The sequence below is a fragment of the Dasania sp. GY-MA-18 genome, from assembly GCF_024734385.1.
Taxonomy (GTDB): domain Bacteria; phylum Pseudomonadota; class Gammaproteobacteria; order Pseudomonadales; family Dasaniaceae; genus Dasania; species Dasania phycosphaerae.
Genome location: NZ_JANHAP010000008.1, coordinates 126,761 through 142,420, shown reverse-complemented (window position 1 = coordinate 142,420; position 15,660 = coordinate 126,761). Strand labels below are relative to the sequence as shown.

Genomic DNA, 15,660 nt, shown 5'->3' with positions numbered 1-15,660 from the left:
TGCTGCAGTATTAAGCCGCTTGGTATGCCTTGCGGCTTTTTAACAACACGCGCAGGCGCCGAAAATCATCCCGCTGGCAGCTATCGGCCAGCAATAGCACAGGATAAACTTGGCGATTTAAGGGGTGATAATAGCTCGCCGCAATCAACCAGGGCCATACGGTAGCCGCCTGCAAATGCACCTCTACATTACCGCCAGCATAGCGCAACAACCAGCGGCCACCTTCGTGCTGCAAGCCTTGTAAACGCTGCGCTGAAAAATATTGCCGCCAACAACGATAAAAATACATCGCCAGCAAGGGCAGCACTAGCAACAACCCATACCAGGGCAGTGGGTAAGCCAACAATGCCAACAGCAGCAAGCAGGCTAAAGCGAAAAGATAGCTTTTAAGAATTAAAGAAGGGCTAACAACGAGGCTAAGCGGGCCGTGCATGGGCAATGATTTTGTCGACTATAATGGCCAGCTCACTATCTTCTGGCTTACCGCGCCCTAAAAACCAGGCAAATAAATCGTTGTCTTCGGACTCTAGTAAATCTAAATAACGCTGTAGATCAACCTCATCTAAATCGCGTAAACGCTGTTCCACAAAAGGCACCAAGATTAAATCCAGCTCCAGCATGCCGCGGCGACTAGCCCAGGTTATACGATTAAATTCCTGATCCGTTAACATAAAACACCCTTGAAAAAACTAGCCGCTAATAGCATTGTGAAATAGACATAGAAAAGTAGCGGCATTATAGCGACTCAATCTACACGACGATAGCGCAATCTAGCTGACAGCAGCGTATATTGCTCGTAGAATGACGAACTGTTCATCAACACCAACATAGAAGCACCTTATGCACGATAGCTGGGCATCTTTATTGAGCCAATTCGACCTACAACAACCTACCCCTAAATCCACCGGCCAGGACTTTATCTACCTATTAGACCACTACCGTCTGCTGGCCACACAGGGCCCAGACGCCGGCAAGTTTTTGCAAGGGCAAGCCAGCTGTGACATTAATAAGATTACTGAGCAGCAAGCTCAGTACGGCAGCCTTAGCAGCCCCAAAGGCCGCCTGTATGCGCATTTTTTAGCCAGCAAAAATAGTGATGACAGCTACCTGCTAAGGTTACCCCTATCCATAGTCGAAAATACCCAGCAAAACCTAGCTAAATATTTAGCTTTTTTTAAAGCCCAACAACAGGACTGCAGCAGCGACTACAGCCTATTCGGTCTCAAGGGCCCTAACGTCAGCGCCAATATTGCCAACTGTTTTGGTAGCTGCCCTAGCACCGCCCTAGCCAGCCTGAATGGCGCCGACTATAGCGTAATAGCCATAGACCCCGAACAAGGCCTCTATGAATGCTGGATTAAAAACAGCGCCCTCAGCCTGTACTGGCCCCAGCTTAGCGGCGGCCTCAGTTGTGCAGCCAGCGAGTACTGGCAACTGCAATTAATACGCCTAGGCATAGCCGAGGTCAGCGCCGCCACCGCTGATCAATACATAGCACAAATGCTCAACTACCAAGCCACAGGCGCCATCAGCTTTAAAAAGGGTTGCTTTACTGGCCAAGAAATCGTTGCCCGCATGCAGTATAAAGGCAAACTAAAACGCCGCCTTTATCGTATAGAATTGGCCAACTCTGCTACTCTTAACCCTAACGATGAGGTTTTTAGCTCAGAGAAAAACAGCGCGGTTGGTAACCTTATTAATATCGCACCCAGCGGCAACAACACGCAAGAGGCCTTGGCCGTGCTCAATAATGATGCCGCCCTAGATGCAAGCCTCTACGTTAAGGCTGACGAGACCACTGTTCCGGTCAGCCTGCTGGATTTACCCTATAACCTTAACTAAATAACAACAGCTGCGCCTAACCCAGCACAAAAAATAGGAAGATAGATGAGTACATTAGCCGAACAAGTCCGAGACGATATACTAACAGCCATCGCCAACGATAAGATTGTTCTTCCCACCCTACCTGAAGTCGCCTTGCAGGTAAGAGAAATAGCTGCCGACCCCAATGTTAATGCGCAAAAACTAGACAATATCATCAGTAATGATGCCGCCCTTACCGCCAGAATTATTAAAGTCGCCAACAGCCCCTTGCTGCGTGCACGCAACCCTATAGAAGATTTAAAAATGGCGGTCATGCGCCTAGGCATAGATTACACCGCCAATTTGGCCACCGGCCTAGCGATGCAGCAGATGTTCCAAGCCACCTCAGATACCGTAGATAAGTATATGCGCGATGTCTGGGCCAAAAGCACTGAGGTAGCCGGCATTAGCCATGTACTATGCCGCCACTACACCAAACTCAAACCCGACCAAGCCACCCTGGCCGGGCTAGTGCATAAGATAGGTGTGCTGCCTATCTTGACCTATGCCGAAGACAACCGCCGCCTACTTAAAGACATCAATGCTTTAGACGAGGTTATCAATAGCATACACCCACAAATTGGCCGCAAAATTCTAGAGGCATGGGACTTCCCGGAAGAACTACAGCTAGTCCCGGAACAACATATGAAGTTTGATCGCAGCGTGGCCGCTGTCGACTACGCCGATATAGTGATGGTTGCCAACCTGCAAAGCTATATAGGCAGCGACCACCCCTTAGCACAAATGGACTGGTCGCCCATTAGTGCCTTCCAGCGCCTAGGCCTAGACCCAGAGGTTAATGCCCACGAAGCCGAAGACCTGTCAGATGACATGGAAGCGGCTATGGCGCTATTACAATAGCGCGCTGCCAGCCTCTTAAGAAAACAGCACATTAACCAGCAAAACTGCGCTGCCTGCGCCGCCAGGCAGCCTCCCCCTCGCTACCAGTCTAAAACCCTAACGTTGCCTGTTGCTCAGCCAACTGCCAAGACACAGGCTCTACACCCTGTGCAAGCATATAGTTATTAGCCTGCGAAAAATGGCCGCAACCCAAAAACCCCCTATAAGCGGATAAAGGCGAAGGATGCGCAGCCCGCAAAATCAAATGCTTAGACTCGTCTATCAACGCCGATTTTTTATGAGCATAAGCACCCCATAAAAAAAACACCAAGCCGCTGCGCTGATCACTTAAGGTACTGATTACCTTATCGGTAAAATCCTGCCAGCCTCTATTTTGATGGGAGCCCGGCAGCCCCTGCTCGACAGTAAGCACGCTGTTTAACAGTAATACCCCCTGCTCGGCCCAACTATCAAGGCAGCCATGCGCCACCACCGGAACAGATAAATCTTGCTGCAGCTCTTTATAAATATTTTTTAATGAGGGCGGTACTGGCATGCCTTGCGGCACAGAAAAACTTAAGCCATGAGCCTGACCTGGGCCATGATAAGGATCCTGGCCCAGTATCACGGCTTTTACCTGCTCAAAACCGCAGTGTTCAAAAGCATTAAAAATTAGCGGTGCCGGTGGGTAAATCGTTTTACCCTGCTGCCTGCACTGAGCTAAAAAAGAACACAGGGATTGAAAATAAGGCTTATCTAGCTCAGCAGCCAGATGTGATGACCACGAGGCTGGTAAAGTAAAAGACGGGGGTTTAGTACTAGGCATAGTATTTACACAGTAGAGGGATCCAAGCTTGCGCTAACCTCCTCTATAATACCGCGTAAATCTTCTATCCTCACGGGCTTACTGATAAATCCATCCATGCCCACTTTATTACACAGATCGATTTCATCACTCATGGTATTTGCCGTTAAGGCATAAATGCTGATATGCCCACTCACCTCTTGCTCGCGTATGGCGCTGGTAGCCTCGTAGCCATCCAGTATGGGCATATGGCAATCCATAAAGATCATGTCATATGAAAATTGCTTCCACATTCTTATCGCTTCTCTGCCATTAGCTGCCACGTCCACACTGCACCCTAATTTTTGCAGCATGCGCACGGCAACCTTCTGGTTAACTATATTATCCTCGGCTAATAAAATGCGTAAATTACGCGCTGGTGCCAGCTTGGCACTGGGCTTTGCCACTTCTTTAAAAGGCGTAATAAATGTTTTTTGTTCTTGTACGCCCGATAAAAAGGCCTCTCTATCATGCAGTAAGTCAATTAAGCTCTGGCGCAGTTGCAACTCCCTGACGGGCCGCGACAAATAACCATCCACACCCATTTCCCGTAAGCTTTCACCTTGATCTTCCTGCTTGGAGGCCAGCATCAAAATAATTAAGTCGGGATAAAGACTGCGCAACTCTGCCGCAAAATGCACCACCCCACCGCGACCCAGGCACTCATCCAAAATCACCACATCAGCTTTTACATTTTTCTGAGCCAAGGCCGATCTAGCGCTGTCTATAGTCTGGTAGAAATGCGTGTTAGGCGTCCAACTTAGGCACCATTTTTTAGTCACCTGATAGGATGCAGTAACATCGCCCACTATTAAAATATGCGCTGCTCGCAGTAGTGGCATCTGAGTAAGGCAAGGATCTTTTACCCTATTGTGATCAACCTCGGCATCGGGCAAGGTAAGCTGCAGCGAAAAGGTTGAGCCCTGATTAAGCTCGCTACTCACTTGCAGACCGCCGCCCATTAACTGCGCCAATAAATTAGAAATACTTAAACCTAAGCCTGTGCCGCCATATTTACGAGTGGTAGAACTGTCTGCTTGGGTAAACTCCTCAAAAACATGCGCTAATTTATTTTGCGGAATGCCTATACCCGTATCATGCACAGAAAACCGCAGGTGATTTAAACCATCGCCATCGCGCTCATTACTGACCTCCACTAATACCCCGCCACTGTCAGTAAACTTAATGGCATTACTGATGAAATTCATCATTACCTGCCGTATACGCCCTGGGTCACCTTTGACCCACTCCACCACACTGGGGCTGATATACAATTGCAGATATATAGACTTCTCTATCGCTTTAACCCGCATCACATCGACCAGCTCCTCAAAGCTGTCACGCACATTGAAGGCGATGGGCTCCAGCTCCATTTTGCCGGCTTCAATTTTTGAAAAGTCCAAGATGTCGTTGATAATAGTCAGTAGTGACTCAGCCGAGCTTTGCACCGTGGTAAGACTATCTCTTTGTTCCTCATTGAGCTCAGTAGAGGACAACAGCGAGGCCATGCCTATTACCCCATTTAAGGGAGTTCTTATTTCATGGCTCATGGCCGCTAAAAACTGTGACTTGGACCTAGCGGCCTGCTCGGCTTGATCCTTGGCGATGGTTAGCTCTTTGGTGCGAGCAATAACACGCTGCTCTAATAAATCATGGGAGCGAGCCAGCTCACCATCCCTATCCTGCACCTGTTGTAACATTTCATTGAAGATTTCACTTAGCTGGCCAATTTCATCATGGCTAGTTACCGGCACCCGCACGGTGTAATCACCTTCATTGGACACCCGCTCGGCAGCTTTTGCCAACTCCTGTATGGGGCGGGTTAATAAACGCTGAAACCAAGTCGCCATCAGCACCGAGGCACTTATAGCCAGCAAACCCAAGAATAAATTTGAAAAAATCATGGTGCGCAGGTTTTGGTACACCGACGACATGTCATAACTTAGCAGTATGGTGCCAACCTTATCGCCATCTAGCTCTATATGTTGGTAGAGGCTAAGGTACTTACCATCCTCGTAATAGCCGGGCGGTTTAACCGCCGGTATAGCTAAACCTCTGACTGAGGCTTTTTGGTAATCGGCAAACAGTTGGTCGTCGCCATTATAGATAACGGCCATGGTGACACTGGACAGCATCTCTAAGGATTTTAAGGACTCCCTAGCACTGAAAGGCTCATCAAAGACGATTGCGGCGGTATTATTACTGCCCACGACTTTGGCATGACTCTCAAGCAAATGCCTGACCTCTTCCTGACTTTGCTGATAGTCAAAATGGATACCGGCTATAGTCACTAGCAGAATGGCCAACGATGTTGTGATCACAATAAGCAGATTCAGCTTTGCAGCAACGCTGCGCCCACTTTTCATCTGGTTCATTGACTGTACAACCCACAACCGGAAACTATCACCACACAAACTCCTTACTACTGCGCACTTATTTTTATCACCTGCGTGGCTGCAAGTGGCCACTAATAATCCATAATTTCAAAGTATAGTTAACTATAACAAGCTAGCTAACCATTATGCCCATGCCTAATGGTTAACAAAACACAAATCCTAAATATAAGTATTTGATTTATAGGTGCTTTCGCTATACACAAATCCATTAAAGTTGAAGCTTATAATAATCGCAAGTATTTATAGCAGTATCTCCTTTTTGGTCGGTGCTTTTATGAAGATTTATTCGTAGACAACTATGGCAGCACTTAGTATGCACTGCTACGCTTAGTTTACTCTTAAGGAAAATAGTATTAAGACATCTCCTAAGGAGATCTTCTCATCCAGGTCTTAAATTAGTGGTAATTAAGCGTAGCGGAGCCCCAGACAGGCTCCGTTTTTTTATCAAAGTAACAGCTATAAAATGCAGCCAGAGACTGTACGTAAAGTCAGAAAAAGGAAAGAATGGCGGATCAGCAAGCCTGCTGCAGCCATCGAGAAGAAAAGAAAGGTAATAGGTCGCGGCCAAGGAAGGCGGTTTGGGGCTGCGCATTATACACTGCTGTTGACGTATGTGCCGATAGGTAAAATGCTCAACCCCGAACATAAGATAGCGCCTATCAAGGCTGCCACCCCAACCCAATCACTTTCCCTAGCCGCATGAGCAAAACCACTGAGTAGCTAAACGCTACTACACAGTAGCAGCATAGCGAATACTGCCGGTATAGCTAGGCTAAACTGGCTTTTACTCAAGACTAAATAACGATAAAACGGTATGCACTAATAAAGGCTAGCTCTAGCGCCGGCCCATGCAATTCGGGGAGTCTGGAGCGACCGCCTGCTGCTGCCACTCCTCGGGAGTGTAGGTGTGTATAGCCAAGGCATGGATAGGGCCTGCCAGCTCTTCAGCCAGCAGCTTATAAATTTGCTGGTGCCTGGCAATAGCTCTTTGCCCCTGAAAGCCATCAGCAACTACTACCAACTTAAAATGGGTCTCTGAGTTGGCTGGCACACTATGCATATGGCTTTCATTATCCACCTGCAAATAGCTAGGGTTAAAATGCTGCTGCAATTTTGAGCGCAAACTGGCTTCAACGGACATAATATAAACAACCACTACATATGAAATTGGCCCAGTATATCAACTAAAACCACTAATGGTCTCCATACCGTGCTCATATAAATCCACCCACTGTTCCAGCTCACCTAGAGGGATGGGCCTGCAAATAAAATAACCTTGGCCATAATCACAGCCCAGCTCCGCCAAGGAGCTGATTAAGCTGTAATCCTCTATCCCTTCCGCGGTCACTTTCATACCCAGGTTATGGGCTAACTGTATAGTGGACTTAACAATAATCTGATCCGCCTCATTATTAAGCATCTGATCAATAAACGAGCGGTCTATTTTTAAGGTATTAATGGGCAAGCTTTTTAAATAGGCCAAAGACGAATAGCCGGTGCCGAAATCATCTATGGCGAAGCGCACACCCATAGCGGCCATGGCATTAAGTACACTGCGCCCCTTACTGGGGTCGGCCATTAGCGTACTTTCGGTGATTTCAATTTCTAAAAAGCGCCCCTCTACCCCGTATTTTCTAAGCAGGCAGGACAGCCTATAAACAAAACTATCTTCACTGATATTGCGCGTAGAGACATTCACCGAGATGGTGTATTGCTTGCCCTGAGCCTGCCACTCTCGCAATTGTTTAACCGCCGTTTCTATTACCCACCATGTCATCGCTTCGATAACATCCGTTAGCTCTATTAAAGGGATAAACTCGCCGGGGGGAATTAAGCCATGCTCTGGGTGGTTCCAGCGCACCAAGGCCTCAAAGCCTTTTATGGATTTATCACTCATACGGGTTATGGGTTGGTAATATAAAACCAGCTGCTGGCCTTCAACCGCACTGCGCATCTCCATCATTAGCGATAAGCGCCGCACAGAATAATAATCATCCTCTGGTTGGTATACCTCAAAGTCTTTTGATAAATGCTTGGCTCTATACATGGCAACATCGGCACAGCGCATTAATGATGAAAAGCTAGTGCCATGTTTTGGGTAACAACTGATACCTATACTGCCGCCTATACATAAATCTAAACCATTAACATGAAATGGTTTTTTTATCGCTCTAACCATTGCAATCGCAACATCCAACAGTTCAGATTCATTAGCTGCACCTGTAATGAGTACCCCAAACTCATCTCCTCCCAAGCGTGCTAATACCGCATCATAAGCATCTAAGCCATGCTTTAGCCTAGGGCCCACTAATTCTAGCAACTCATCGCCGGTCATATGGCCCAAGGTGTCATTGACCTCCTTAAAACCATCTAAATCTAAAACAAGCATGGCCAAGCTTTTATTACCAGCAAGCCCTGCTATCAGCTCATCACAATGCTCTTTAAAAAAACGCCGGTTAGGTAATTGCGTTAATTCATCATGATTAGCCTGAAAAGTTAACTGCTGAGTTTGTTTAACCAGCTGGGAAACATCGCTACAAATACCGTAAATATGGGCCAGGCTATTGCCTTCTATATGAGCACTATAATGACTGGATACCCAAGTGGTCACCGATAAATGCTGATGCTCGTTGATACAACCCTCAACCCTAAAATTATTTGCCACCATATGCTGTAAGTGGGCAGCAACCTCCTGCTCAGATAGCACATCAATGCAGCGCTTACCCAGAATGTCGGTTTCAGCCAGCAAACCAAAAAGATGCAAGTACGCAGAGTTACACTCACTGAAACGTGTATGCTCTAACAAATATGCAAGTTGCTCTGTACTAGTAAGTGCCATAGGCATGGCTGGCTCTACGTCCAACACCACCATGCCACAACGATTTTTTTCTACCAACTCTTGGTAATGCTGGTAACGCCTGCTGGCCTGATAATTTTCTTGAAACTGGGTAATCTCTGTACAGGCCCTGGGGGCAAAAACCTGCAGCAATGCTCTCATTAAGCCTATATCGTTGATGGCCTTTGAATGCATTAAACTAATTACCCCTATGCAAGTACCTTCAGCACTCCACAAGGGAAAGTTAAACATGGCGCTAATAGGTTGGTGTGCCAGCCACACACACTGGGGATAATATTCTGAAACATTATTGGGGTAGTAATGAAAACCACCCTGCAAATCGGCAAAAGGGGAGAACGTTAACGGCGCTTGAAAACCATACTCTAACTTACCGTCATAATTGGCCGCCACCACAGTAAACTCACGCTGAGTTATGCTGGCAGCAATAACCACATCAATAGAAAGTACTCGACTAAGAAAGGTAACTAATTCACTGAAAAAATATTCACTAGGCTGGGCTAATATCGTCTTCGATAAATGCAGCACATCAACTGGAGCTTCGTATTGTTGTTCGACTTGCTTCATTACCACATCAAATCCCTTTAATGTTCCCAGACTTACCATGGCCACTATTTTTAATGTATAACAGCCACCGTCTAAAACAAAAAACTCAGGGCTACACCCCACATCAGCAAAGCTGCTATCTATGGCTAAGCCTAGTACGCTTTCAAAACAATTGCCATTATCATGCTCGCAGCCCATATAATCGGCTAGATAGTCCGCCAGCGCCCAATAAGAAGTGTTTTCTATAATATCCGGGCTAACACCCTGAAATACGTTATAAAAGCTATCACTGGCTGCGATTAGCCGTGAAGTATTTAACATCAGTGCCCGCTGCTGCTGGGGATCGGCAGTTAAATTAATCGCCTGATCGAAACCATAACGCAATAAAATCGTAGATGATTCTTTAACAAGACCTGACTCTGGCAAGGGATACCTCAATTACAGCAGAAGTACGCGCTATATTAGCGCAGCCCCTTATTTGAACCAGTTCATTGTGTTGCGCGGTTTAGTGCAAGCTTAAAACTGTGCGCTGTCTCACATAAAGTTATAAGTACAGTTACTCATAGCCAGGCTGCAAAACCCAGCCACGGCAATATAAACAGGTGCAATTTTGTAAGCAGCTCTTCTATACTAGTAGCATATTGACCACGAAGAGCTAATAACAAAATGAAGCAACAGCAAACGCTATACGATGTTTACTTTACCGGCAAACTGGTGGACGAAGTGACACCTGAGCAAGCACAACAAGCTGTCGCAAAATTGTTTAAAACCCAGCCCGCCAAAATAAGCCATCTGTTTAACGGCCAAACCCATGTACTAAAACGGGGCTTAGATAAAGAATCCGCACTCAAATATAAGTCTGCACTGCGCAAAGCTGGGTTATCCATTTTATTTAAAATGAGCGCTGATTCAGCAACCAACCCCGCAAGCCAAGCAAGCCGCGCCGCAGCAACTCCACCACCAGCAAGCAGTACGGCTAGCGCAAGCTCCGAGCTCAGCGTGGCAGCTGTAGGCAGTGATGTATTAGCTGCCCATGAAAAGCGTCAATTCGTCCCCGCCGATATAGACACCAGCAACATCAAACTCAGCTCGCCCTTTCTTGAAAACTTTGACCAGGCCACTCCCCCTCCTCCAGCCCCCGACACCTCCCATATCAGCGTGGCAGAGGTCGGTGCCGACATAAGCGAACCCAAACACCCAGCGCCCCCCCTAGCATTAGATATAGACGACATCACCCTAGCACCACCGGGCGCGCTATTAGAGGAGCTGCACGAAGAGCTGCCGGAACTCAACCCGGATACCAGCAGTATTAGCCTGGCCCCTGCCGGAGCCGACCTCCTAGAAGGGCAAACTAAACCCGCAGCGCCAGCAGCACCCGACACCTCACACATCAAGCTGGCGAATAACTAAAGCCGCTGTATGTGTATACCCCCCATATTCTGCTAATATTGCGCGCCCAGTGAAAGCCAAAAGCCACCTGCCATGAATGACCCGCTCAGCTCCGCCCCTAATGCCGGCCTAGTAAAACGCTTTGCCGCTATGTTTTACGATACCTTGTTATTATTTGGCGTGCTGTTTACCGCCACGCTAATCCCCGCCCTATTGCTAAACGGCCAGCAACAGCAAAATGCCAATGGCACGGTGGTGCATGAACTACACCCACTGATGACTGGGCCAGCCTTTCAGGGCTATTTACTACTAGTACTGGTGCTATTTTTTTGTTTATTTTGGCACAAACAAGGCCAGACTTTAGGCATGCAAGCCTGGAAACTCAAACTAGTGAATCAACACAATCAGCCCCCCACTATCCTGCAGTGCCTGCAGCGCTTACTCTATGCGCTGATCTCTTTTGCTTGCTTAGGTATGGGATATTGGTGGCTATGGCTAGATAAGGAGCATTTAACCTGGCACGACCGCTGGTCTAAAACCCGCGTTTTACAATTGAGCAAATCCTAAGCAGCAATAAAGCCTAAGCCTGGCAACTAGCTAGGCTATTAAGCGGCCCGCCGCAGCAGCACGACGCCGAATAGCGCACAGATCAGTATAGGAATACCTGAGGCGTAGATAGGCTCAAAGCCATAAACTAAACTGGCAGGGCCTAGCATATCCTGAGTCGTTCTAAAGACTATCCCCACTAACACACCTACAAATACCCTAAAGCCCATGGTCACTTCCCGCAGCGGGCCAAAAATAAAGGAAATTGCCACCAACACTAGGGTCAAGGTTGATAGGGGCTGTAATACTTTCTTCCAAAACGCTAATAAATAAGAGCCGTTATTTAAACCTTGCAGCTCTAGGTAGCGGCTATAATCCCACAAACCCTGCACCGATAAATCCAAGGGGTCCAATACCAAAATACTTAATAGCTCTGGCGATAAATCGGTTTGCCATTGCCGGGAGGCAAAGCGCTGGGTAGCGACTTGGCCATCGGTAAAATAACTCTCGGCTATGTCCTCTAATAGCCAGTGGCCCTGCTGATATATCGCCCGCTCAGCCTGAGTGGCTACCAGCAACTCTCTTTTGTCATTGTATTGGTAAATATTCACGCCATATAACACACCGTTGGGCTGCACCACATCGAAGTGCATATAATTATTGCCCTCCCTATGCCACAAACCCTCACGGCTAACCACATTGGCATCACCGCGCAAGGCTATACCGCGCTCACTTTTGGCTATGCTCTCGGTATGCGGCGCCACATATTCACTGATTAAAAAACCCAGCGCAGTAATCAGTAAAGCGGGGCGCATTACCATCCAAAGTATACGGCCTGTAGAAACTCCGGCACTGCGTATAACCACCAGCTCACTATTATTGGCCAAAGCCCCTAGGCCAGCCAAGCTACCCACTAAAGCAGCAAAGGGCAAAAACTCATAAACATCACCAGGCACCGAGTACAGTACAAACTTAAGCACTGCCCAGAAGGTATAACCTGCCTTAATGTTTTCCATCTCATCAATAATGGAGGCTATGGCATCTAAACCAATAATGACCAGCAACACCATTAATATGGCTGAACCCACTACCTGACTCACATAACGGTTTAATTTTTTCATGACTTAACCGCCTTACGCGCACGCAAGCGTCGCCAACCATCGCCGCCATATAACAACACTAGGGCCAGGGCTAAAAAGATCAGGTGCACCCACCACATACCCCAGCCTACCGGCAGGTCGCCCTTTTCTATAGCGTCCCTGGCCGCGTTAAGCGAAACCACGTAAAAAATGTAAATTAAAAACGCTGGCAGCATTTTTACATAGCGCCCTTGCCTATGAGTGGTTTTACTTAGGGCTAAGGCGATCAGCGAAATAATAGGCACTAATATGGCCAACGAGACACGCCACTGCAAAGCCGCGCGTTCACGGGGGTGCTTAGAATCCATCAAGGCCTCGGTGGGCAAAGCATCTACCCTGCCACTGCGACGCTTAGCCACCACTTTATCCTTCAAGCGCTGGCCATACTGGCTAAATTCAGTCACTTGATAGTCCTTTTCACCAGGCTGGCCCTCGTAACGGCGGCCATTTTCCATCACTAGGTAGCGGCCATCGTATTGCTCGGGTATATCAATATAACCCTGCTCAGCTAAAATCACATGGTGCTGCACGCGGCCATCATCAGACACATGGGGATCGGCAGTGAAAACTTCCTTCATTAATTTTTTGTCGTTGGTAAACGCTTTAACATAGGTCACCCGGCCCGTTTTTTGATCTACCCGAAAGCGCCCTGACACCACCGAGTCCAAACCACTGCTGGCCTCTAAGCTTTCAAATATCTCATTGACCTTAGCCATACCTGCGGGGCTAAGGTACAGGCTAATATAGCCCACCAGTACCGCCAAACAACAGGCGGGCACTAAGGTGTAGGCGGCTAAGCGGCTTACCGATAAACCACAAGCCGACATCACCGTCATCTCACTATCCACATACAGGCGGCCATAGCCCAGTAATATGCCTATAAACAAACCCAGTGGCAGCACCAGCTCCAAAAAGCTGGGCACGCGGAACAGCATAATACTCATTAACACGTCAGGGGATAGATCACCCGCCGCGGCTTCGGCCAAATACTTAACCAAGCGACCGCTCATCACTATGACCAATAAGGTGATACTCACCGCAAAGGTAGAGAGAAAAATCTCACGACTTAAATAACGAAATAAAATCAAGCTAATCTAACCCTTGTGTGCCTTTGGACTTTTAACTACAGCGATGAACAATTACACTAGCTGGCAGCTTAGCTATGAGTACCGCGCCAACCACTATTAAATATGTAGCGGCATTATCTATCAAACTATCAAACTTGTCTTGTGAGTAAACCTATGACTGTTAATTTTAAAACACTGGCTCAACCCGAACTTCACAAAACCGACTGTTTAATAGTACCCGTACTCACCGGCGGCAAGCTCAGCGCCGCCGCTAAAAGCGTAGACCAGGCCGGACATAACAACCTAACTCAGCTGCTAAAGCGTGGCGATATTGCTGGCAAAGTTGGCGATAGCCTATTGCTACCTCAGGTTAGAGGCTTGAAAGCACTGCGTGTGTTACTGCTAGGCTGTGGCGATGGTAAAAATATCAGCACTGCCGATTTTAAAAAAATCACCTCCACCCTGCTAGAGCAGCTCAACAACGCAGGCATCAAAAGCGCCACACTATTATCCGAAGGCCTTAGCGTAGCAGAGCGCAGCAGCGAATGGATGAGCGAGCAAATTGCCAGAGCCATCGTGCTAAGCAGCTATAGCTACAACGCCACCTTGAGCAAAAAGCCAGCACAACCCAGCTTCAAAACCCTAACCCTAGCGCAAAAGCCCAGCGCCAAACTAAAAACGGCCGCCAGTACCGGCACCGCGGTTGGCTTAGGCATGAACGTAGCCAGAGAGCTGGGCAACTTACCGGCTAATATTTGCACACCCAGCTACTTAGCCAAACAGGCCAAAGCCCTAGCCCGCAAACACAGCAGTGTAAAAACCAGCATTATTGAAGAAAAGAAAATGCGCGAGCTAGGCATGGGCTCATTACTCTCCGTTACCGCTGGCAGCAGCGAGCCCGCCAAATTGATAGTAATGGAATACCAAGGTGCCACCAAAAAACAACAGCCCCATGTTTTAGTAGGCAAAGGCATTACCTTTGACACCGGCGGTATCAGCCTTAAGCCCGGCGCCAAAATGGATGAGATGAAATACGACATGTGCGGTGCCGCCAGCGTATTAGGCGCCATGACCACCCTCACCGAATTAGCCCTACCCATCAACGTGGTTGCCATTATTGCTGCCGCCGAAAACATGCCCAATGGCAACGCCACCAAACCGGGCGATGTAGTCACCAGCATGTCGGGGCAAACTATAGAAATACTCAACACCGATGCCGAAGGCCGCCTGGTGCTATGTGACGCGCTCACCTACGCCGCCCGCTTTAAGCCGCAATCGGTTATTGATATAGCCACCCTAACCGGTGCCTGTGTTGTCGCCCTAGGCTCGCATGCCACCGGCCTATACAGCAACCAAGATGATTTTGCCGACGAACTGATCGCCGCCGGTGAAAGCTCAGGCGATAGAGCCTGGCATATGCCGCTGTGGGATGAGTACCAGCCCCAGCTCAACAGCAACTTTGCCGATATAGCCAATATAGGCGGGCCAGAAGCGGGCAGTGTCACCGCGGCCTGTTTCTTATCGCGCTTCACCAAAGAATACCGCTGGGCCCATATGGATATAGCGGGCACCGCCTGGGTTTCCGGCCCCAAAAAAGGCGCCACTGGCCGCCCGGTTGCTTTGCTTAGCCAATATTTAATAAATAAAAGCTTAATCAATAAAAGCTCTTCTAAATAAACACTAAGCGGCCCATGACCAAGATAGACTTTTATGTATTAGCCGATGAGGCGGTATTGCAACGTTACCTGTTTGCCTGCCGCCTTATAGAAAAAGCCTACCGGCTGGGCAACCGCGTTTTTGTCCATGGCAGCAGCCAGCAACAATTAGACAAGCTCGATCAACTACTATGGACCTTTAGAGCCAACAGCTTTTTACCCCACCGCTGCTACCCCTTAGCCGCAACATCAGCAGACACCGAGCAAGCAGCGCTAGCCGAGGGGGAAATCATTTTAAGTACCGAGCTGCCACCCGAGCCCTATCATGATGTGATGGTCAACCTCTCCAATCAAGTCCCCGATTTTTTTAGCCGCTTTCAACGCGTCAGCGAAATTGTGGTACAGCACGAGCAAATTAAAGCAGCCACCCGCAGCAATTTTCGCTACTATCGTGAGCGCGGCTATGAGGTAAAAACCCACCAACTAGCGCAGCAGGCCGCACATTAAACACTGACAAGCCG

The 15,660-nt window shown here is 48.1% G+C and carries 14 protein-coding genes; 6 read left to right on the top strand and 8 right to left on the bottom strand.

The window, feature by feature from the left end; all coding sequences use genetic code 11:
* Positions 1–10 precede the first annotated feature (10 nt).
* Both NO559_RS10990 and NO559_RS10985 read right to left on the bottom strand, forming a co-directional pair.
* A complete protein-coding gene (locus NO559_RS10990) occupies positions 11–433 on the bottom strand; it encodes a protein YgfX (RefSeq protein WP_268905125.1) in 423 nt (140 codons plus the stop codon).
* The gene (locus NO559_RS10985) at positions 417–671 is read right to left on the bottom strand and encodes a succinate dehydrogenase assembly factor 2 (protein WP_258331874.1); all 255 of its coding nucleotides are present in this window, start codon (positions 669–671) and stop codon (positions 417–419) included. Before NO559_RS10985 ends, NO559_RS10990 begins: the two co-directional genes overlap by 17 nt.
* Positions 672–840: 169 nt before the next feature.
* Here NO559_RS10985 and NO559_RS10980 point away from each other — a divergent pair, with 169 nt between their 5' ends.
* Both NO559_RS10980 and NO559_RS10975 read left to right on the top strand, forming a co-directional pair.
* Entirely contained in the window at positions 841–1,842 is a 1,002-nt protein-coding gene (locus NO559_RS10980) for a folate-binding protein YgfZ (protein ID WP_258331873.1), read from the top strand.
* 45 nt (positions 1,843–1,887) lie between these two features.
* Positions 1,888–2,724 carry an HDOD domain-containing protein gene (locus NO559_RS10975; RefSeq protein ID WP_258331872.1) on the top strand — a complete coding sequence of 279 codons (837 nt, stop codon included), beginning with the start codon at positions 1,888–1,890 and terminating at the stop codon, positions 2,722–2,724.
* Between the two features lie 88 nt (positions 2,725–2,812).
* Here the strand turns inward: NO559_RS10975 and ung are convergent, their stop codons facing one another.
* From ung to NO559_RS10955, 4 genes are all read right to left on the bottom strand, one after another.
* Positions 2,813–3,529 carry a uracil-DNA glycosylase gene (ung, locus tag NO559_RS10970; RefSeq protein ID WP_258331871.1) on the bottom strand — a complete coding sequence of 239 codons (717 nt, stop codon included), beginning with the start codon at positions 3,527–3,529 and terminating at the stop codon, positions 2,813–2,815.
* A gap of 5 nt (positions 3,530–3,534) precedes the next feature.
* Entirely contained in the window at positions 3,535–5,922 is a 2,388-nt protein-coding gene (locus tag NO559_RS10965; protein WP_258331870.1) for a response regulator, read from the bottom strand.
* Positions 5,923–6,778: 856 nt separating this feature from the next.
* Positions 6,779–7,084 (bottom strand): BolA family transcriptional regulator, encoded by a 306-nt coding sequence (locus NO559_RS10960; protein ID WP_258331869.1) that lies wholly within the window; start codon positions 7,082–7,084, stop codon positions 6,779–6,781.
* 39 nt (positions 7,085–7,123) lie between these two features.
* Positions 7,124–9,769 carry a bifunctional diguanylate cyclase/phosphodiesterase gene (locus tag NO559_RS10955; RefSeq protein WP_258331868.1) on the bottom strand — a complete coding sequence of 882 codons (2,646 nt, stop codon included), beginning with the start codon at positions 9,767–9,769 and terminating at the stop codon, positions 7,124–7,126.
* A 240-nt stretch (positions 9,770–10,009) separates the two neighbouring features.
* Between NO559_RS10955 and NO559_RS10950 the strand changes: the two genes are divergently transcribed.
* Both NO559_RS10950 and NO559_RS10945 read left to right on the top strand, forming a co-directional pair.
* Positions 10,010–10,753: a hypothetical protein gene (locus NO559_RS10950; RefSeq protein ID WP_258331867.1), complete on the top strand. Its 744-nt coding sequence runs from the start codon at positions 10,010–10,012 to the stop codon at positions 10,751–10,753.
* 72 nt (positions 10,754–10,825) lie between these two features.
* Positions 10,826–11,299 (top strand): RDD family protein, encoded by a 474-nt coding sequence (locus tag NO559_RS10945; RefSeq protein WP_258331866.1) that lies wholly within the window; start codon positions 10,826–10,828, stop codon positions 11,297–11,299.
* Between the two features lie 38 nt (positions 11,300–11,337).
* Here NO559_RS10945 and lptG read toward each other — a convergent pair whose 3' ends face one another.
* Together lptG and lptF are read right to left on the bottom strand one after the other, a co-directional pair.
* The gene (lptG, locus tag NO559_RS10940) at positions 11,338–12,399 is read right to left on the bottom strand and encodes an LPS export ABC transporter permease LptG (protein WP_258331865.1); all 1,062 of its coding nucleotides are present in this window, start codon (positions 12,397–12,399) and stop codon (positions 11,338–11,340) included.
* The gene (gene lptF / locus NO559_RS10935; RefSeq protein ID WP_258331864.1) at positions 12,396–13,505 is read right to left on the bottom strand and encodes an LPS export ABC transporter permease LptF; all 1,110 of its coding nucleotides are present in this window, start codon (positions 13,503–13,505) and stop codon (positions 12,396–12,398) included. The genes lptG and lptF overlap by 4 nt, the downstream gene beginning before the upstream one ends.
* A 153-nt stretch (positions 13,506–13,658) precedes the next feature.
* On the opposite strand from lptF, the gene NO559_RS10930 reads away from it, so the two are divergent.
* Both NO559_RS10930 and NO559_RS10925 read left to right on the top strand, forming a co-directional pair.
* The gene (locus tag NO559_RS10930) at positions 13,659–15,161 is read left to right on the top strand and encodes a leucyl aminopeptidase (RefSeq protein ID WP_258331863.1); all 1,503 of its coding nucleotides are present in this window, start codon (positions 13,659–13,661) and stop codon (positions 15,159–15,161) included.
* Positions 15,162–15,175: 14 nt separating this feature from the next.
* On the top strand, positions 15,176–15,646 hold the full coding sequence (locus NO559_RS10925; RefSeq protein WP_258331862.1) for a DNA polymerase III subunit chi: 471 nt from the start codon (positions 15,176–15,178) through the stop codon (positions 15,644–15,646).
* Positions 15,647–15,660: the final 14 nt, after the last annotated feature.

Coding starts and splice junctions, on each gene's coding strand:
- NO559_RS10990 (WP_268905125.1), bottom strand. CDS start 433: ATGCACGGCCCGCTTAGCCTCGTTGTTAGCCCTTCTTTAATTCTTAAA.
- NO559_RS10985 (WP_258331874.1), bottom strand. CDS start 671: ATGTTAACGGATCAGGAATTTAATCGTATAACCTGGGCTAGTCGCCGC.
- NO559_RS10980 (WP_258331873.1), top strand. CDS start 841: ATGCACGATAGCTGGGCATCTTTATTGAGCCAATTCGACCTACAACAA.
- NO559_RS10975 (WP_258331872.1), top strand. CDS start 1,888: ATGAGTACATTAGCCGAACAAGTCCGAGACGATATACTAACAGCCATC.
- ung (WP_258331871.1), bottom strand. CDS start 3,529: ATGCCTAGTACTAAACCCCCGTCTTTTACTTTACCAGCCTCGTGGTCA.
- NO559_RS10965 (WP_258331870.1), bottom strand. CDS start 5,922: ATGAACCAGATGAAAAGTGGGCGCAGCGTTGCTGCAAAGCTGAATCTG.
- NO559_RS10960 (WP_258331869.1), bottom strand. CDS start 7,084: ATGTCCGTTGAAGCCAGTTTGCGCTCAAAATTGCAGCAGCATTTTAAC.
- NO559_RS10950 (WP_258331867.1), top strand. CDS start 10,010: ATGAAGCAACAGCAAACGCTATACGATGTTTACTTTACCGGCAAACTG.
- NO559_RS10945 (WP_258331866.1), top strand. CDS start 10,826: ATGAATGACCCGCTCAGCTCCGCCCCTAATGCCGGCCTAGTAAAACGC.
- lptG (WP_258331865.1), bottom strand. CDS start 12,399: ATGAAAAAATTAAACCGTTATGTGAGTCAGGTAGTGGGTTCAGCCATA.
- NO559_RS10930 (WP_258331863.1), top strand. CDS start 13,659: ATGACTGTTAATTTTAAAACACTGGCTCAACCCGAACTTCACAAAACC.
- NO559_RS10925 (WP_258331862.1), top strand. CDS start 15,176: ATGACCAAGATAGACTTTTATGTATTAGCCGATGAGGCGGTATTGCAA.